Annotated in this window: 17 protein-coding genes and 2 pseudogenes; 11 read left to right on the forward strand and 8 right to left on the reverse strand. The window is 59.1% G+C overall.

The window, feature by feature from the left end; all coding sequences use genetic code 11:
- Window positions 1-16 precede the first annotated feature (16 nt).
- From CKW17_RS13810 to ligD, 3 genes are read left to right on the forward strand one after another with little or no spacing between them, the layout of a single operon-like run.
- Window positions 17-1,393, forward strand: coding sequence for an iron-containing redox enzyme family protein (locus CKW17_RS13810; RefSeq protein ID WP_095120247.1), 1,377 nt, complete (start codon window positions 17-19; stop codon window positions 1,391-1,393).
- 11 nt (window positions 1,394-1,404) lie between these two features.
- On the forward strand, window positions 1,405-2,358 hold the full coding sequence (locus tag CKW17_RS13815; RefSeq protein ID WP_095120248.1) for a class I SAM-dependent methyltransferase: 954 nt from the start codon (window positions 1,405-1,407) through the stop codon (window positions 2,356-2,358).
- 17 nt (window positions 2,359-2,375) lie between these two features.
- Window positions 2,376-4,967: a DNA ligase D gene (ligD, locus tag CKW17_RS13820; RefSeq protein WP_095120249.1), complete on the forward strand. Its 2,592-nt coding sequence runs from the start codon at window positions 2,376-2,378 to the stop codon at window positions 4,965-4,967.
- Here ligD and CKW17_RS13825 read toward each other — a convergent pair whose 3' ends face one another.
- The 3 genes from CKW17_RS13825 to sodC all read right to left on the reverse strand — a co-directional run bounded on the left by CKW17_RS13825 (window position 4,968) and on the right by sodC (window position 6,445).
- Entirely contained in the window at window positions 4,968-5,369 is a 402-nt protein-coding gene (locus tag CKW17_RS13825) for a hypothetical protein (protein WP_176470072.1), read from the reverse strand.
- A gap of 80 nt (window positions 5,370-5,449) precedes the next feature.
- Entirely contained in the window at window positions 5,450-5,764 is a 315-nt protein-coding gene (locus CKW17_RS13830; RefSeq protein WP_038369335.1) for a DUF2388 domain-containing protein, read from the reverse strand.
- A gap of 159 nt (window positions 5,765-5,923) precedes the next feature.
- Window positions 5,924-6,445, reverse strand: coding sequence for a superoxide dismutase family protein (gene sodC / locus CKW17_RS13835; protein WP_095120251.1), 522 nt, complete (start codon window positions 6,443-6,445; stop codon window positions 5,924-5,926).
- A gap of 244 nt (window positions 6,446-6,689) precedes the next feature.
- Here sodC and CKW17_RS30755 point away from each other — a divergent pair.
- Together CKW17_RS30755 and CKW17_RS30760 are read left to right on the forward strand one after the other, a co-directional pair.
- Window positions 6,690-7,445 (forward strand): annotated as a pseudogene (locus CKW17_RS30755) (MCP four helix bundle domain-containing protein); the annotation flags it as partial.
- A 132-nt stretch (window positions 7,446-7,577) separates the two neighbouring features.
- Window positions 7,578-8,303: a methyl-accepting chemotaxis protein gene (locus tag CKW17_RS30760; RefSeq protein WP_371850956.1), complete on the forward strand. Its 726-nt coding sequence runs from the start codon at window positions 7,578-7,580 to the stop codon at window positions 8,301-8,303.
- Between the two features lie 153 nt (window positions 8,304-8,456).
- On the opposite strand, the gene CKW17_RS13845 is transcribed toward CKW17_RS30760, so the two are convergent.
- A complete protein-coding gene (locus tag CKW17_RS13845; protein WP_095120253.1) occupies window positions 8,457-8,888 on the reverse strand; it encodes a nuclear transport factor 2 family protein in 432 nt (143 codons plus the stop codon).
- A 523-nt stretch (window positions 8,889-9,411) separates the two neighbouring features.
- On the opposite strand from CKW17_RS13845, the gene mqo reads away from it, so the two are divergent.
- Entirely contained in the window at window positions 9,412-11,058 is a 1,647-nt protein-coding gene (gene mqo, locus CKW17_RS13850; protein ID WP_095120254.1) for a malate dehydrogenase (quinone), read from the forward strand.
- A gap of 170 nt (window positions 11,059-11,228) precedes the next feature.
- On the opposite strand, the gene CKW17_RS13855 is transcribed toward mqo, so the two are convergent.
- A complete protein-coding gene (locus CKW17_RS13855) occupies window positions 11,229-11,660 on the reverse strand; it encodes a nuclear transport factor 2 family protein (RefSeq protein ID WP_095120255.1) in 432 nt (143 codons plus the stop codon).
- 377 nt (window positions 11,661-12,037) lie between these two features.
- On the opposite strand from CKW17_RS13855, the pseudogene CKW17_RS13865 reads away from it, so the two are divergent.
- Window positions 12,038-12,331, forward strand: a pseudogene (locus tag CKW17_RS13865) (NUDIX hydrolase); the annotation flags it as partial.
- A 181-nt stretch (window positions 12,332-12,512) separates the two neighbouring features.
- Here the strand turns inward: CKW17_RS13865 and CKW17_RS13870 are convergent.
- Window positions 12,513-12,704, reverse strand: a complete 192-nt coding sequence (locus CKW17_RS13870; RefSeq protein WP_095120256.1) for a hypothetical protein — start codon at window positions 12,702-12,704, stop codon at window positions 12,513-12,515.
- A 290-nt stretch (window positions 12,705-12,994) separates the two neighbouring features.
- Between CKW17_RS13870 and CKW17_RS13875 the strand changes: the two genes are divergently transcribed.
- The 4 genes from CKW17_RS13875 (at window position 12,995) to CKW17_RS13885 (ending at window position 16,427) form a co-directional block, all read left to right on the forward strand.
- Window positions 12,995-14,491, forward strand: a complete 1,497-nt coding sequence (locus CKW17_RS13875; protein WP_095120257.1) for a helix-turn-helix transcriptional regulator — start codon at window positions 12,995-12,997, stop codon at window positions 14,489-14,491.
- A 136-nt stretch (window positions 14,492-14,627) separates the two neighbouring features.
- Window positions 14,628-14,885, forward strand: a complete 258-nt coding sequence (locus CKW17_RS13880) for a DUF1652 domain-containing protein (protein WP_095120258.1) — start codon at window positions 14,628-14,630, stop codon at window positions 14,883-14,885.
- A gap of 694 nt (window positions 14,886-15,579) precedes the next feature.
- On the forward strand, window positions 15,580-15,792 hold the full coding sequence (locus CKW17_RS29870) for a hypothetical protein (RefSeq protein WP_141234568.1): 213 nt from the start codon (window positions 15,580-15,582) through the stop codon (window positions 15,790-15,792).
- A 41-nt stretch (window positions 15,793-15,833) separates the two neighbouring features.
- On the forward strand, window positions 15,834-16,427 hold the full coding sequence (locus CKW17_RS13885; RefSeq protein WP_256586236.1) for a trimeric intracellular cation channel family protein: 594 nt from the start codon (window positions 15,834-15,836) through the stop codon (window positions 16,425-16,427).
- Window positions 16,428-16,552: 125 nt separating this feature from the next.
- Here CKW17_RS13885 and CKW17_RS13890 read toward each other — a convergent pair whose 3' ends face one another.
- Both CKW17_RS13890 and CKW17_RS13895 read right to left on the reverse strand, forming a co-directional pair.
- Window positions 16,553-17,320, reverse strand: a complete 768-nt coding sequence (locus tag CKW17_RS13890; RefSeq protein WP_095120260.1) for an SDR family oxidoreductase — start codon at window positions 17,318-17,320, stop codon at window positions 16,553-16,555.
- Between the two features lie 22 nt (window positions 17,321-17,342).
- A complete protein-coding gene (locus tag CKW17_RS13895; protein ID WP_095120261.1) occupies window positions 17,343-18,410 on the reverse strand; it encodes a phosphotransferase family protein in 1,068 nt (355 codons plus the stop codon).
- Window positions 18,411-18,414: the final 4 nt, after the last annotated feature.

An 18,414-nucleotide genomic window follows, 5' to 3' on the forward strand; every position in this document is an offset into this window, starting at 1 on the left:
GACCGAGAACTTTGCCATGACTGTCCTGACACATCTGCAGGCTGCGCCTGCCCAACCGCATCTTATGAATGCCGCCGGGAACATCCGCCAGGTTTATGAAGCGTTGTTGCGCGATGACGATTCCCTAGACCTTGCGCAGGCGTTTTTGCAGGAGCAACTGCAACACGCCGCGCAAATTAGCGATGCGTTGCCTGAAGACCCGACAACGTGGCACGCCTGGGTGGCCGAGCATTGCGCCGATGTCGCCCGGCAATATGCCGACTATCTCCAGCAGCGCAAGGCCGGTGGGCCTCGACAATTCTTCCGTGGCAAGGCGCAGGCGCTGTATTTCCTGCAAGCGGTGGCACCGACCAAACTGGTCGACGGTGCCTGGCTCTATGGTCTGTTGCCACGCTGGCAGGACCCGCGTTTCCAGGGCCTGCTGCGAACATTTCTGGAAGAACTGGGCGAAGGCAATCCAGCGCAAAACCACGTGGTCATCTACCGCAAACTCCTCGCCGAGCATGACTTGCAGGACAGCAGCGCGATCGCTGATGAGCGCTACCTGCAAGGCGCAATACAACTGGCCCTCGGTGTCTGTGGCGCTGATTACTTGCCCGAGGTGATCGGCTACAACCTCGGCTATGAACAACTGCCGTTGCACTTGTTGATCAGCAGCTACGAACTCAGCGAACTGGGCATCGATCCGTACTATTTCACCCTGCATGTGACCATCGACAATGCCAGCACCGGCCATGCGCAAAAAGCCGTGCAGGCCGCGCTCGATCTGCTGCCGCTTGAGGCCGATCGCACCGAGTTTCTGCGCCGGGTCGCGCTGGGCTATCGGCTCAACGATCTGGGGCAGGGCAGTCGCGCGATCATCGAAGGTTTCGACCTTGAGCACGAGTTGCTGGCGATGCTTGAGCGCAAGTGTCCGTTCGCCCAGCACATGCATTCCGATTACTGCCGCTTCGAAGGGCAGACCGTCAATCAGTGGCTGGCTGCACCGGAGCAATTGCCCGGTTTTCTTCAGGCGCTGCAGAACAAAGGCTGGATCAAACGCCACGAAGACCCGCAGGCCAGCCGCTTTTGGCAACTGATCGCGGGCGACGGTGCGGCGATGTTCGGTGTGTTCAATGCCTACGAAAAACAACTGGTGCACGACTGGATTGCCGGCGACTGGACGTCGTCGGATAAAACCAGACCCGCTCGGCGGCACACTCAGACTGCCGCGGCCATTGAGGGGCTTGAACAGGATCCCGACGTACAGGCGCTCAACGCCGCGCTGCAAGGTCAGGATGCCTTGGCGCAGATGGCGATTCTGATCCCCTGGCTCGCCCCGGCCCGCCATGCACACCCGGCCGGGTTGCTCGCCACCCGGCGTTTTATCGAACTCAAATCCCGTTTGCCTTAAGGACCTTGCCGATGAATCAGGAAGAACAACTCTGCCCCAACGACCTCGTGCTGCTGCACCTCGGCCGGCGCTTGTTGGCAGACGGATATCGGTTCACCACGCCGACGCCGTTGACCCATCAACGGGTCAACCAGCGTGACGAGGGCCAGATGGCCGACTCTTTGCGCGATGTGTTCGGCTGGTCGCGGCCATTCGCGCCGGGGTTGTTGTCGGCCGATGAACAGCGGCAATTGCAAGATGCGCAGGTCATTGATAGTTACGAAGGTCAGCTGAAGAGTCGCGTGCGCTGGTCAAGCCTGGATGATTTGCTGTTCGTGCATTCGGCATTCCCCACCGAGGCGGCGGATGCGGTGTTTTTCGGCCCCGACACCTACCGTTTCGCGCAACTGATCCACGCCCACCTGCAGCAGAACTTCGCGCCGATCCAGCGTGCGGTGGATATTGGTTGTGGTGCTGGCGTCGGTGCGATTGTGATCGGCCGTGCCCGTCGCGAGGCGCAGGTGCTGGCGCTGGACATCAACCCTGCGGCGCTGCGTCTGACCGCGATCAATGCGGCGCTGGCAGAGGTCGCCAACGTCGAAGTCCGCGCCAGTGATCTGTTGCAGGGCGTCGATGGCGAGTTCGATCTGATCGTCGCCAACCCTCCGTACATGGCCGATCCGGCAGAGCGCGCCTACCGCCATGGTGGCGGGACGCTGGGGGCAGGGCTTTCATTGCGCATCGTCGAACAGGCCTTGAATCGACTGGCGCCGGGCGGCTCGCTGCTGCTCTACACCGGCGTGGCGATGGTTGATGGTCGCGATCCGTTTCTCGACACCGTGCTGCCACGACTCGATGAACAGCGTTTTGGCTGGACGTACCGCGAACTCGATCCGGATGTCTTCGGCGAGGAGCTGCTCAACCCCGGTTATCAACGGGTCGACCGGATCGCCGTGGTGGCGTTGACCGTGACCCGGATTGGCTGAAGCAAGGCAGGTGCGCGATGAGCAGAAACCTTGACGACTACAACCGCATGCGCGACTTCTCGGCGACGTCCGAGCCGGTCGCCGTCAAGCGCTCCGGGCGTAAAGCCGTCACGGATCACGCGTTGCAGTTCTGCATCCAGAAGCACGATGCTTCGCACCTGCATTACGACTTTCGTCTGGAACTTGATGGCGCCTTGAAGAGCTGGGCGGTGCCGAAAGGGCCGTCGCTCGACCCCAAGGTCAAACGTCTGGCGGTGCATGTTGAAGATCATCCGCTGGATTACGCGACGTTCGAGGGCAGCATCCCCGAAGGGCATTACGGTGCTGGCGATGTGATCGTCTGGGATCGCGGTGTGTGGATTCCGCTGGAAGATCCGCACAAGGCCTACGCCAAGGGCAAACTCAAGTTTGAGCTGCAAGGCGAAAAGCTCGGCGGCATCTGGAACCTGGTGCGCACGCACATGCCGGGCAAGAAGGAGAGCTGGTTTCTGATCAAACATCAGGACAGCGCCGCTCGCCCGCAAGATGATTACGATGTGTTGGTAGCCGAGCCGGACAGCGTGCTGAGCGAGCGAACCCTTGTAACCAAGCCCAAGTTGGCCGCGGAGCAAAGCAAACCGCCGAAAAAGGCCCCGGCCAAAGCGCGCAAGCAAGCGACCGGCAAGCTAACCGGCGCGCACAAGGCGAAACTGCCGACGCAGCTCAAGCCGGAACTGGCCACGCTGGTCGACAGCGCGCCCGAAGGGCAGTGGAGCTACGAGATCAAATTCGATGGCTACCGGATCATGGCGCGCATCGATCATGATCAGGTGCAACTGTTCACTCGCAACGGTCACGACTGGACGCACAAGTTGCCGCAACAGGCCGCAGCCCTGGCGGCGCTGGGATTGGAATCGGCGTGGCTGGACGGGGAAATGGTTGTCGCCAACGAACAGGGCGTGCCGGATTTTCAGGCCCTGCAAAATGCTTTTGAAGCGGGGCGTAGCGGCAACATTCTCTACTACCTGTTCGATCTGCCGTATCTGAACGGCGTCGACTTGCGCGAAGTGCCGGTCGAGGAACGTCGCGCGGCGCTGGCCACGGTGCTCGGCAGCCATGAACAACCGTTGCTGCGCTTCTCCGAAGCCTTCGACGAAACCCCGGATGCACTGCTCAACAGCGCCTGCCAGATGCAGATGGAAGGCCTGATCGGCAAACGTCTCGGCTCTCCCTATTTGTCGCGGCGCAGCGGCGACTGGATCAAGCTCAAGTGCAAACACCGTCAGGAGTTTGTGATTGTCGGTTACACCGATCCGAAAGGTTCGCGCAGTGCCTTCGGCGCATTGCTGTTGGGGCTGCACGATCGCGACAGTGGCGAGTTGCGCTATGCCGGCAAGGTCGGCACCGGTTTCAACGAGTCGACGTTGAAAAGCATTCTGGCCCAACTCAAACCGTTGCAGGTGAAGAAGGCTGCGGTGGTCAATCCACCCAGCGGCTTCGAAGTCAAAGGTGTGCATTGGCTCAAGCCGAAACTGCTGGCAGAAGTCGCATTTGCCGAAATGACCAAGGACGGTTCGGTGCGCCACGCCGTGTTCCATGGCTTGCGCGACGACAAGCCGGCCAAGGACATCACTGAGGAGCGAGCGAAACCGGTGAAGACCACAGAGAAGAAAACGCCTACCAAAAAACCAGCGAAAAAGGCCCCGGCGAGCAATGCCGAAACCGCGCCGTCTCAGCTCGGGCTGGCTAACGGCAAGGTGCGCATCACGCACCCGGATCGGGTCATCGATGCAGTCAGCGGTACTACCAAAATGCAACTGGCCGAGTACTACGCCAGCGTCGCCGAGTGGATTCTGCCGCAACTCAAGGAGCGCCCGGTCGCCTTGGTGCGCGCCCCGGACGGCATCGCCGGCGAATTGTTCTTTCAGAAAAATGCCGAACGCCTGGCGATCCCCGGCATCACCACGCTGGACAAGGACGTCACCGGGCAACCGGTGATGCTGATCAACAACGCCGAAGCGTTGATTGGCGCGGTGCAGATGAGCACCGTCGAACTGCACACCTGGAACGCAACCACGGTCGATCTGGACAAGCCCGATCGCTTTGTCCTCGACCTTGACCCGGATCCGGCGCTGCCGTGGAAAAGCATGGTCGAAGCGACGGCGCTGACCTTGACCGTGCTCGATGAGCTGGGCCTCAAAGCGTTTCTCAAAACCAGTGGCGGCAAGGGCATCCACCTGGTGGTGCCGTTGACCCGCAAACTCGGTTGGGATGAGGTCAAGGATTTCAGCCACGCCATCGTCAGTCATATGGCCAAGTTGTTGCCGGACCGCTTTTCGGCGGTGTCCGGGCCGAAGAATCGCGTCGGGCGGATCTTTATTGATTACCTGCGCAACGGCTTGGGCGCCACCACCATTTGCGCCTATGCAGCGCGCACCCGCGAAGGCTTGCCGGTGTCGGTGCCGCTGTTCCGTGAAGAGGTCGCCGAAATCAAGGGCGGCAATCAGTGGAATGTGCACAACGTGCATGAGCGGTTGGCGGAGGTTGGCGACGAGCCATGGGCCGATATGAAGAAAACCCGCCAGAGCATCACGGCCGAGATGCGCAAACGGGTCGGTCTGAAAAAGTGATCAGGCGTCGCGCAGCAAGTCGTGGGCGTTGAGCAGTCCGAAGGCGATTTCCGGGTGGTTTTCCAGTCCGCGGCGGATGGCGGCTGGAATCGCTGCGCGGGTCTTGCGGCACAGGCCCGGTAACTCATCGATCTGAATGGCAATGCCGCGCATGGTGCGCACTTCGTTGAATCCGGGGGCGACTTCCACACGAATGCCCAACTGTTCGTACATGCGCTTCTGCAAGTGTTCGAGGTCGGCGAGGTCTTTGAGTTTTTCCAGCCGCGCGAGCAAGATTTTTTCTTCTTCGCGAGTCAGACGGAGGATGCGCAAATCCGCGCCGGGCGTCTCCAGCAACGGATCGCGCCCGCAAATGCAGGCGCCGGGCGGGCAGGGGGAGCGCAAGGGCGCAGAAGTCGTCATGGCCTCCATCATAGAGGCCGTCGGACAGTTTTGCCTATTCGCCTTCAGCGGCCATCCATCGGCTGCCTTGTCCGTGATGGCTACTGATTCAGGCCTTCGTAATGCACCAGAATCGCATTGGCGAGGTCTTCATCACTGGCGTTGAGGCCAGGGTTGTTCTGGCGCACCTGTTGCAGTACCGATTCAAGATAAACCCCACGAATGGCCCCGCCACTGGCGACAAATGCAGACAAGTCGTCACGGGCCGGAATCACCATTTTGTGATCCTTGAAGGTCGAGTACAGCGACGCGGAGACACCGGCCGAGGTGGCGACATCTCCGGCATCGACTTTGGCCAGAGCGGAACCCACGGGCAGGCATAAGAGTAAAGAAGAAACGAGCACTAACTTGCGCATGACGGTGTTCCTCCACAAGCGCGAAGCAAAAAGGGAAGGATTACATAATGTGAGAGGGGCGCACGCGGCGGGAGTTCCGTGGAGCGGGAAAGTCTGCGTTATTGCGAGACAGACGCGGGCAACCCCATGGCGGGCTGCCCGGGTTTATGTCATGAGGGTTCAGATCACCCCGCACGCCATGCGATCACCGCCACCGCCCAGCGGTTTGGGCATGTCGGCGTGGTTGTCGCCGCCGGCGTGAATCATCAGCGCGTGGCCCTTCACCTCGGAGATCTTTTTCAGGCGCGGCGCCAATACCGGGTAGTTGGCGATGCCATCGGCAGTCACGTAAACCGCCGGAAGGTCTCCCAAATGACCATCAGCGTAGGGGCCGAGGTGCTTGCCGGTTTTCTGCGGGTCGAAATGACCGCCAGCGGCCAGCGCAGCACCTTTCACGCCATCCTTCATGCCCGCCTCGCAGCTGCCGTTTTCATGCACGTGGAAGCCATGCACACCGGCCGGCAGGGATTTCAGATCGGGAGTGAACAACAAGCCATAGGCGGTTTCACTGATAGTGACCGAGCCGATCGCCTGCGGCGCGCCGTCAGCGCTGACCAGATTGATGGCGACTTTTTCCGTCGCCGCGTGTGCGGTACCGATGGCGAAGGTGCCGAGCAAACCCAACCACAATGCGCGTTTCATAGCGTTTCCTTTTACTGCATGAGAATTCAGAACGACGGACTCAATAGCCTGCCGGCATTAACCGGCGATGAAAGCGTTGGCCGTGCGCGTTGAAAAGTGAGACTTGCCGCGCAATCCGAAAGTTTTGCTGCCTTTGGCCAGCATGCCGACACCTGCTGACACGCTCTGGCGCGGCAGACCCGTGCAAATAGGCTTAACTGAAGGCTGACAAGCGCTTACGGGCGTAACGAGAGAGGAAAATCCGGTGTCGATCAAACTGCGTTTAGTGTTGCTGATTGTGACAAGTCTGCTGACGGCGTTGATCGTGAGTCTCGTCAGTTACGTCGGCAACCAGCGGATGGCCTCGGCGGTCAGCGATAACGCGGTCAGCATGAGCGCGCTGCGCAACCATATGGAAGCCGACATGATGCATGACGCCCTGCGCGCCGATGTCTACTCGGCGATGCTGGTGGGGCTAGGCAAAAGCACCAGTACGGCGAGCGAGGTGCGCGATTCGATCAACGAGCATGCGGGGCATTTTCGTGAGGTGCTTGAAGACAACCTCAAATTGCCGATCAACCCGACATTGCGCACCGCGCTGGAGCAGATCAAGCCGAGTCTCGATACCTACATCAACACCGGTGAGCGGATTGTCGGGTTGGCGCTGGACAATCCTGATGCCGCTCAACAGGAACTGGGCACCTTCAACACGGCGTTTGGTCAGCTTGAAGAGCAAATGGCTGCGTTGAGCGAGTTGATCGAGTCCAATACGCTGCAGACCAGCGCAGCAACCGAATCAGCGATCCGCAGCGCCAACGGTGCGCTCGGCGTGGTGTTGATCGCCAGTCTTGTGCTGCTCCTGATTCAGGGGCGCTGGGTCATTTTGAGCATCATGGGGCCATTGAAAACCGCCAGTCGCATCGCCGAAAGCATCGCCCATGGCAATCTCAGCGAGCCGATCGCCGAGCCGTCCGGCAAGGATGAAGCCAGTGTCCTGATCCGTACATTGGCGACCATGCAGCGCGACTTGCGCAACATGATCGACGTGGTGCGGCGCAACGCGCACGGCGTCAGTGGCATGAGCGAGCAACTCAGCCAAGGCTGCCATCAGGTCGCCGACAGCAGCCAGCAGCAAAGCGTGGCTGCCGGCACCATGGCCGCCGCCGCCAGCCAGATGACCGCGAGCATCGAGGAAATCACCCGCCACGCCGAACGTGCCTTGAGCATGGCCAGTCAAGCCGAAACCCTGGCCAAGGAGGGCGGCGGCGTGATTCATCAAGTGGTCAGCGACATGGACGATATCGCCCGATCAGCACAACAGTCGGCCCAGGTGATCCGCACGCTGGATCAGGAATCCGAAGCCATTTTCAACATCATTCAGGTGATCAAGAGCATTGCCGACCAGACCAATCTGCTGGCGCTCAATGCCGCGATTGAAGCGGCCCGGGCCGGCGAGCAGGGAAGGGGATTTGCGGTGGTGGCGGACGAAGTGCGCAGTCTGGCGGCGCGCACCAGCGCCTCGACCCAGGAAATCGCCGCGATGGTCGCGCGCATTCAGCACAGCACCCGCGAGGCAGTCAGCAGCATGGAGGCGGGGGTGGCGCAGGTCGACAAGGGCATGGCGGTGACGGCGGATGTCGAACGCGCTATTCGCGAAATCCTTGAGGCGACGTTGAGCACGACACAACTGGTCAACGACATCACCCGCACGATTGGCGAGCAGAGTCAGGCCAGTAACGAGATTGCCCATCAGGTGGAAATGATTGCCGGGATGTCCGAGGGCAACAGCCGAGTGATCGGGCAAACGGCGAATACCACCGATGAGTTGTCGAGCCTGGCGGGGCAGTTGGCGCAGTCGGTGGATCGGTTTCGGTTGTGATCGGGAGGGCAGTCAGGCGCATTTTTGTTAGCCGGACTGCCGCCTTCGCGAGCAGGCTCGCTCCCACCTTTGGAATGCGTTCCCCTGTGGGAGCGAGCCTGCTCGCGAAGACGGCAGCCCAGTCAACATCTATTCAGAGTCAGTTAACCCCGATCAGAACTTGAACGCCTGCCGCCCCACCAACAACCACTTGCCATCCTGCTTCTGCCAGATCTGAAAGTTCTCGATCTCGGTCGGTATCACCTCGGTCCCCTTCAACGCCTGCGCGGAAAAGTGGTGGCGCACCAGCGCGGTATCGCCGGACAGGGTGATGGTCTGGTTTTGCATTTCCAGGGTCTTGAACGCGCTCTTGCCGGTTTCGATATCGGCGATGAATTCTTTCTTGTCCTGAATCTTGCCGCTGGAGTGGCCGTAAGTCAGGTTGGGCGCGGTGAGTGCGTTCAGTTCGGCGATGTCCTTGTGCAGCATCGCCTGGGTCAGATGGTCCACCGCTTGGGCGACATCTTTTTCTGCCGGGGCCGATGCGGCCATGGCGTAACCGTTGAAGGCACAGAGAAAGCCGATCAGCAGTCGGGTCTTGGTCATTGCGGTTGTTTCCTTGTTGTTATGGGGTTTGACGACATGTTTGTCAGTCGTCGTACAACCTAGCAGAAAATTCGTGACTAAGGCACTGCCGAAAAGAGCTTGATCGCTGGCCAACTACACTTGAATGCAGGATGGTTTGAGTCGGCGCACTGATCAGAGGGTCATGTTCAGCGACTGGCGGCCGATAAGTCCCTGAGCGGAAAAAGACTCTCAAGTCGGGAACAGACGCGCGGGTTTGCCCTGACGTGATATTCTTCGCGCCAACTTGGTTTGACCTTATTCAGTTTGCTTGCCTCTGGGCGGGCCGACGGAATCCCTGTCGCTCAAGTAGCTGAGCCAATAATGATAAGAAGTCAGTTCAGAAGGGACATTAACTGAGGTCGATGCAGCATGTCGGCCTTGTGTGCCCACCCGTCAAAATTGAAGTGTGCCGGAATCTGCGACGCTAGCCTGAGCGTCATCAAAGCGGATCGCATGCAGATAACAGCGGCGGGCGGAAGGCGTTTTATCATAGGTGCAACAGATGTTTAAAAAAGTGAACACAGCCCTGCTGGGTCTGGCTTTGGCGATGGGGATGACATCCGCCAATGCTGACGAAGCAAAGAAAGTCGACGTTCTGCTGATCGGCGGCGGCATCATGAGCACCACCCTCGGTGTGTGGATCAATGAGCTGGAGCCAAGCTGGTCGATGGAAATGGTCGAGCGCCTCGACGGCGTCGCCCTGGAAAGCTCCAACGGCTGGAACAACGCCGGTACCGGTCACTCGGCGCTCGCTGAGCTGAACTACACCCCTGAAGACGACAAAGGCAACGTAACGATCCCGAAAGCCGTCGAGATCAACGAAGCGTTCCAGGTCTCCCGTCAGTTCTGGGCCTGGCAGGTTCAGCAAGGCGTTCTGAAGAACCCTCGCTCGTTCATCAACACCACTCCGCACATGAGCTTCGTGTGGGGCGATGACAACATCAAGTTCCTGAAAAAGCGCTACGAAGCCCTGCAAGCGAGCCCGCTGTTCGCCGGCATGCAGTATTCCGAAGACCCGGCTGTGATCAAGAAGTGGGTCCCGCTGATGATGGAAGGGCGTGACCCGAACCAGAAAATCGCGGCCACCTGGAGCCCGCTGGGTACCGACATGAACTTCGGCGAAATCACCCGCCAGTTCGCGACGTACCTGCAGACCAAGCCTAACTTCGATCTGAAACTGTCGAGCGAAGTGCAGGACATCACCAAGAATGCCGACGGCACTTGGCGCGTCAGCTACAAAAACCTGAAAGACGGCACAAAAACCGAAACCGACGCCAAGTTTGTGTTCATCGGCGCGGGCGGCGGTGCACTGCACCTGCTGCAGAAGTCGGGCATTCCTGAAGCCAAGGAATACGCTGGCTTCCCGGTAGGCGGCTCGTTCCTGGTGACCGATAACCCGACCATCGCTGAGCAGCACCTGGCCAAGGCCTACGGTAAAGCGTCGGTTGGCGCACCACCGATGTCCGTTCCGCACCTGGACACCCGTGTTCTGGACGGCAAGCGCGTCATTCTGTTTGGCCCATTCGCGACCTTCAGCACCAAGTTCCTGAAGGAAGGTTCGTACCTGGACCTGCTGACCAGCACCACTACCCACAACATCTGGCCTATGACCAAGGTCGGCATCAAGGAATACCCGCTGGTCGAGTACCTTGCTGGCCAACTGATGCTGTCGGATGAAGACCGTCTGAACGCGCTGAAGGAATACTTCCCGAACGCCAAAGCCGAAGACTGGCGCCTGTGGCAAGCCGGCCAACGCGTGCAAATCATCAAGCGTGATGAAGCCGCTGGCGGCGTGCTGAAACTGGGCACCGAGATCGTTGCTGCACAAGACGGCTCCATCGCCGGCCTGCTGGGCGCATCGCCAGGCGCGTCGACCGCTGCACCGATCATGCTGAGCGTGCTGCAGAAAGTCTTCAAAGACAAAGTCGCAACGCCTGAGTGGCAGTCCAAGCTGCACCAGATCGTGCCAAGCTACGGCACTCAGCTGAACAGCGATCCAGCCAAAGTGGCTGCAGAATGGGCTTACACCGCCAAGATCCTCGAACTGCCGACACCTCCAGTGATCGGTCAGGTGGCTGCTCCGGCCGCACCTGCAGCTGAAAAAGCTGAAGCTCCGAAGGAAAACGCTGCACGTGACATGGCGCTGTAACTAGCCGCCTGACACACAAAGCCCACTGAACCGGCGACGGTCAGTGGGCTTTTTTGTGGCAAATAGTTTTGTAGGAGCTGCCGAGTGAAACGAGGCTGCGATCTGTTGATCTTGATCTTGCTTTTGAAAGATCAAGATCAAGATCAACAGATCGCAGCCTGCGGCAGCTCCTACATGGCTTTGGCGGACGCCAGATAAGCGCCCAGTCGCCGCCCCATCTCTTCGCCCAAGGCTTGCAGACCGCTGAGCGGCCGCACCATCACCTCGAACTCGACGATCTTGCCGCGCTCATCGAAGCGAATCATGTCGATACCTTTCAGCTCCTTCGAACTCACCTTGGCGCTGAACTCCAGAATCACATTCAACCCATCCGCCGTCGCCAGTTCACGGTGATATTTGAAATCCTCAAACACGTCGAACACTGTGTTCAGGATCATCGATACCACCGGCGCACCGGGGTAAGGCGTATGCGCCATTGGCGAACGGAACACGGCATTTGTATCAAGCAATTGGGGCAGCCCGCTCAAATTTCCCGTGCGGATCATTTCGTGCCATTGCTTCAGGGATTCGGCGACGTTGGCTTGCAGGTTCAGGTCAGTCATGTTCTCTCCGCGATGTTGTTGGTCTTCTGGCGTCGGCAATGACTCTAGATCAATCTCGGCGAAAGGTAACCATTGTGCGTCGACCTGAATATCGGCCCATGGCCGGTGCAGATCAGATGCGCATCTGATCCGTATTTTTTCGTATTATCTGAAGCTGTTACCGGCGCAGCCGAACGCTCAAAATGCCCCGGCACTGCGGTCACTCTCGACAGTTCTTCATTCCGAAGCGTTCAGTGCACCGCAAACCCGGCATTGAGGAGAGCAACATGAACAAGATGGCGATTTTCCTGGGTGGCTTTCTGGCACTGACCATTCTGATCGGCTTGCTCGCGACGATTTCTCCGGTCTGAGATTCGGGCGCAAGGTGATGTCGGGGAGTAGTGCGCGAAGTGCAGGAGGAGTTGGACCTGTCGATGACTGACGTGCGCCTGCTCGGCACACTCGAAAGCCTTTTCGTCTACAACGGTAAGCCGGGTCACGAAATTGTTCAGGTGTATGGCGCGATGTTTGTCGACGCGGGCGTATACGCCCATGCGCAGATTCACGGACATGAAAGCGACGGCGCGCCGTTCACCGTGCGTTGGCATGACAGTTCAAGCTTCAGCGAGCAGGCGCCGCTGGTGCCGAAAGGTTTGCTCGATCTACCGAAGAATGCCGGATTGCTGGTTTGAGAACCGGCGAAGGACCAGTTTATCGGCCGCCGGAGCGAAGTTGGCAATTGCGGCCCAAGTGATGACGGTGTCTTTACTGGCCTCTTCGCGAGCAGGCTCGCTCCCACAGTGATTGTGGGTGAACACACTTTGTGATCGGCCGCAAAACCTGTGGGGCAAGCCTGCTCGCGATAGCGCATTGTCAGTCGCTGCTATTTCGGCGACGTTCAATGTCGTCCGGAATGCCGATGTCCAGCAACCTTCTTTCCACCAAAACATTTTCCAGCGCCTGGCGCTCGACCGGCTTCATTTGGTGTTCGCGCTTTTTCAGCTCCAGCAGAATCGGGCTGGACCAGGTGCGGTAGGTCTGTTCGATGTTGCGACGCGACGTCATCAGTCTCTCCTTGATCAAGAGCCCGATATTGCGGGCAGGGGCTCAATCCGATGAGGTATTAACGTTAGACGACAAAGCTTGAAATCGCGAATGCACCGCGATCCCTGTAGGCCTTCGCCTGCTCGCGATAGCGGTGTGTCATTCAACGGATCTGCTGACTGACACACCGCTATCGCGAGCAGGCGAAGGCCTACAAAGGGATTTGTGCAGTTGCGAACATTTATGCTCGGCACGATCAGAGGTGGCCGCGGTCGTACTCTTCACATGGGCGTATCACTTGTGGAGATCCAATGAGCCAGGAAGTCCTGACCACCGAAACCAACCGCCGCCAGTTGCAGCAGATCATCGCCGGGCTGTCCGACGGGGTGATTTTGCTGGAGCTGGATCAGAGCATTCTCTGGGCCAACGAAGCCGCGCTGGCCATGCACGGTGTTAAACGGATCACCGATCTGGGCCACAATGCCGACGAGTACGCCAAAAAGTTCCACCTGCGCTATCGCAACAATCACTCGATCACCGCCGAAAACTATCCGATCAGCCGGGTGGCGCGCTGTGAGAGTTTCAATGACGTGCTGATTGAAGTGTCACCGGCCGACGACCCGGAGCGCATTTGGGTGCACAGCGTGCGCAGCATGATTCTCACGGATCGCGAAGGGCAGCCCGAGTCGTTGGTGTTGATCATGAGTGACGTCACTGACTGGGCCAACGCCGAGCAGCGTTTCGAAAAGACTTTCAATGCCAACCCGGCGCCGGCGGTGATCTGTCGCCTCAGCGATTTGCGGTATATCAAGGTCAATCCGGGGTTTCTCGAAATGACTGGCTACACCCGTGAGCAGGTGATCGGCACTTCGGCTTATGAAATCGACATCTTCGAGCAGGCCGAGAAAAAGGATCTGGCGATCCAGCGTCTGCGCGACGTCGCGACCATTCCACAAATGCAGGCCGAATTGCGCCTGCCCGATGGCGGTAGCAAACAAGTGATCGTTGCCGGCCAGCCGCTGACGCTCAACGATGAGGATTGCATGCTGTTTTCCTTTGTCGACATGGAGCTGCGACATAAGGCGGAAGTGGCGTTGCGTCAGAGTGAGGAGCGTTTTGCCAAGGCGTTTCGCCTGACGCCAGTGCCGATCCTGATCTGCAGTGCCGACGAGCAGCAGGTGATTGACGTCAATCAGGCCTTCCTCGAAACCCTCGCCTATGACAGCGAGGACGTGCTCGGCAAAACCGTGACGCAGCTGGATTTCATCGATGACAGCGGCGCACGTACGCGGTTGCTGGCCGCGCTTGAGAAAAACGGTCGGGTCGATCGGGTGGATGTGCGGGTGCGCAAGAAGGATGCGGACCTGCTCGAATGTGCGCTCTCGGCTGACACCGTGAATATTCAAGACACGCCCTGTTATTTGTTGGTGTTGATGGACATTACCGAGCGTAAACGTACCGAGCTTGAGCTGGTGGCGGCGATTGAGGAGGTGATGAAAGATGCTTCGTGGTTCAGTCGGACGCTTATCGAAAAACTGGCCAATGTGAAGAAGGTCAACTCGCCGCAATTGCCCAGCGTTTCGTTTACCGATCTGACAGCGCGTGAACGTGATGTGCTGGGGTTGATCTGTGAAGGGCTGGCGGACAAGGAGATCGCGGCGCGGCTGAAACTGGCGCCGAACACGGTGCGAAATCATGTCGCGACGGTGTATTCCAAGCTGGATGTGCACAGTCGCAGCGAGGCGATTGTCTGGGCGCGTGAGCGTGGGCTGTTTGCCGGGGATTCGAGCATCAAGGGTCAGCGATAGGGTGCAAATGCACTAGTGGGTCTGGTGCAATTTGAGGTGTTGGCGGGCGGCGGCTGTTCTTAGTCTGGTGGGGTGCGGTGCAAGCCTTTTGGGTTTGTGGTCGCGTCCCTTCGAAGTAGCTAAAGGAACAACCGCAATGATGAATCTTGCGCAGTTGCGCGCGCAGCTTGAGCGCAGTTTTTCGCCGCTGGCGTGTGAGTGTCTGGTGGACGGTGATCATTCGCTGACCGTGAAGCTGTATCACCCGGTGTCGGGGCAGGTGGATCTGGTGATCAGTGGGTTGAAGCTTGATGCGTTGCGTACGCCTGAGTCGGTCGAGGCTTTGATTGAAGAATTGCGGTATGAGTTGGAGAGCAATTCTTTGCGTTCTTTTCGGGATCCGGATTTGGCTTAGAGCTTTTGGGCTTGGCGGCCTTTGGGCCGACCATGCTCTTGGGGTTTGGGGTGTATATCCGTTTTTTCGGGTGCTGCGGCTGGCGGTTTCGCTCTTACAGCGAGTCACTTTTGCAGACGCCCAAAAGTAACCAAAACGCTTTGCCCTGACGTTCGGCCCACTCGCTGGGGCTCGGGGTTCCTTCGTTCCGGGCTCGATCCGGGCGCATCGCCTACGGTTTGCTTCGCTGCACCTCCTCTCGCTGTGTTTGGCTTCGCCAAACGGTCGCTGCGCTCCCACCCCCCGGATCAATCCCTCCACTCAGCCTGCCGAAGGGGCCAGCACGGCAAGATCAAGAGCTGCAGCCGAGCTAACGCTCATCCTGTTGAGTGGTGAAAAGCGGGTGTGGTTTGCTTTTGCTTTTCTGTAGGAGTGAGCCTGCTCGCGATGGCGGCCTGACAGCCGACCAATCTCTGCTGGATGTACTCAATTCCATTGTGGGAGCTAGCCTGCTGGCGATGGCAGTGTGACTGGCAAAGCGGATTTCAGTCTGCCAACCCGCCCAAAATCTCGACGCAAAATCGACAGCAAAATCACCCCACATGGCGGTTTTACTGGCGCTTGCAAGGCACTCGGCTATAAAGAATGAGTGCTCAGGTCTTCCGTGATCGGTTGGTTCGCGGGAGTTGCTCTTCCATTCATCGCGGGTCGTCCTATGAACAATCTTGGGAAACGCGTGTTGCCGTTGGCTTTTTTTGCTGTGTTGTTGGCTGGTTGCGCCAGTCCTCCACCCCCTCCGCCAGTGACGCCACCGCCACCGCCGGAGCGCACGTGTCAGGTTCTCGAAAACACTGAAGTCGCCGGTGACATGTACGTCGACGGGCAGGTCACTCGACACATCACCACCACCCGTTGCGTCACGCAGTAGCGCCGGCGGGGCGAAAATCCCGGGTTGAGCGGATTGTGCTGGTGGCCGACTTGGCCGGTACGGCGGTGTTTGCCGTGGAAGGCGCCATTGCGGCGATGCGCAGTCAGCTCGACTTGCTCGGGGTGATGGTGATTGCGTTTATCGTCGCCCTCGGCGGCGGGGTCACCCGTGATCTGCTGATCGGTGCAACACCACCCAATGCTGTGGCCGATTGGCGCTACCCGGCGCTGGCGTTTTTCATGGGTGGGCTGGCGTTTGTCTTTCATGAGCAAGTGCTGGGTTGGTCCGGTTCGACGCTGATCGTGCTGGACGCGGCGGGGTTGGCGTTGTTTGCCGTGGCGGGTGCGCAGAAGGCGTTGAATTTCGGCATTACGCCGTTTGTGGCGATGCTGATGGGCACGATCACGGGGGTTGGCGGCGGGGTGATTCGCGACATTGTGCTGGCGCGGATACCGGTGGTGTTGCAGGCGGATTTGTATGCGAGTTCGGCGTTTGTTGGCGCGGCGGTGTTGATCGTTGCGCGCAGGCTGGGCGTTTCGCCGGTAGCAGCGGCGTTGCTGGCGGGGGCGGCGTGTTTGCTGTTGCGTTTGCTGTCGGTGCATTTCGGCTGGCAGTTACCGAAAGTCATTGCCTGATACACAACCCTTGTAGGAGTGAGCCTGCTCGCGATAGCGGTGTGTCAAATACATAAATGTTGACTGACACACCGCTATCGCGAGCAGGCTCACTCCTACAGGGGGTTATTTGTTTGCAATGGGGATCAAGACAGGAACCCACCGTCGACGTTGAGCGCAACCCCGGTGGTGTAGCTCGACGCATCACTGGCCAGATACAAAACCGCACCGGCCATCTCACTCGGATCCGCCACACGCTTGAGCGGAATCTGCGTCAGTGCCTGCTTGAGGATCGCATCGTTCTTCACCAGTGCCGAGGCGAATTTGGTGTCGGTCAGGCCCGGCAGCAAGGCGTTGCAGCGGATGCCGAATTGCGCGCATTCCTTGGCGAAGACTTTGGTCATGTTGATCACCGCCGCTTTGGTCACCGAGTAGATGCCCTGGAAGATCCCCGGCGAAATGCCGTTGATCGACGCGACGTTGATGATGCTGCCGCCACCGTTTTCACGCATCAGCTTGCCGGCCTCAACCGACATGAAGAAGTAACCGCGAATGTTCACGTCGACGGTCTTCTGGAACGCGCCGAGATCGGTGTCCAGCACGTTGCAGAACTGCGGGTTGGTCGCGGCGTTGTTGACCAGAATGTCGAGGCGGCCGAACTGTTCCTTGATCCCGGCGAAGACTTGGCTGATCTGCTCCATTTCACCGATGTGGCAGGCCACGGCTGTAGCTTTGCCGCCAGCAGCAATGATCGCGTCGGCAACGTGCTGGCAGCCGTCGAGTTTGCGGCTCGAAACGATGACGTGGGCGCCTTGCTGGGCGAGCAGTTTGGCGATGGCTTCACCGATGCCACGGCTGGCGCCGGAGACGAAAGCGATCTTGCCGTCGAGGTCGAACAACTGAGTCTTGGACATAAGGGTTCCTGGGTGTGGGCCGTCAGAGGCTCGATTTCGCAATGACCTGCAAACTCATCTGCTCCAGCAGTTTGTTCATGTGAATGAACTGCGCGAAGCGTTTGTCCTGGGTCTGGCCATGGTAGAAGCGGTAGTAAATCTGCTGCACGATGCCGGCCAGGCGGAACAGGCCGTAGGTGTAGTAGAAGTCGAAATTGTCGATCTGGATGCCCGAACGCTCGGCGTAGTAATCGACGAATTCGCGGCGCGTGAGCATGCCCGGTGCGTGGCTCGGCTGGCGGCGCATCAGTTGCACTGGCGCCGGGTCGTCGGCTTGAATCCAATAGGCGAGGGTGTTGCCCAGATCCATCAGCGGATCGCCGAGGGTGGTCAGTTCCCAATCCAGAACACCAATGATCTGCATCGGATTCTGCGGATCGAGGATGACGTTATCGAAGCGATAGTCGTTGTGGACGATGCTCGAGGTCGGGTGGTCGGCCGGCATCTTGTCATTGAGCCAGGCTTTGACCTGTTCCCAATGTGGCGCGTCCGGGGTCAGGGCTTTTTCGTAACGTTCGCTCCAGCCTTTGATCTGGCGGGCGACGTAGCCTTGCGGTTTGCCCAGATCGCCGAGACCGCAGGCGGTGTAGTCGACGCGGTGCAGTTCGACGAAACGGTCGATGAAACTTTTGCACAAGGCTTCGGTTTTTGCCGAATCGAGGCCCAGTTCCGGCGGCAATTCCGAGCGCAGGATGATGCCGTTGACCCGTTCCATCACGTAGAACTCGGCGCCGATCACCGATTCGTCGGTGCAGTGCACGTAGGCTTTCGGGCAATACGGGAAGCCGTCGCGCAATTGATTGAGGATGCGGAATTCGCGGCCCATGTCGTGAGCGGATTTGGCCTTGTGGCCGAACGGCGGACGGCGCAGGACGAACTCCTGTTCCGGGTATTCCAGCAGGTAGGTCAGGTTCGACGCGCCGCCGGGAAACTGGCTGATCACAGGTGTGCCACTCAGGCCCGGAATGTGCGCCTTGAGGTACGGATCGATCAGGCTGGCATCAAGTTCTTCGCCGGAGCGGATACGGGTGGACTGGTCAGTAAGCGCCATGCTT

It is taken from the genome of Pseudomonas sp. Irchel s3f10, assembly GCF_900187515.1.
Lineage (GTDB): Bacteria > Pseudomonadota > Gammaproteobacteria > Pseudomonadales > Pseudomonadaceae > Aquipseudomonas > Aquipseudomonas tensinigenes.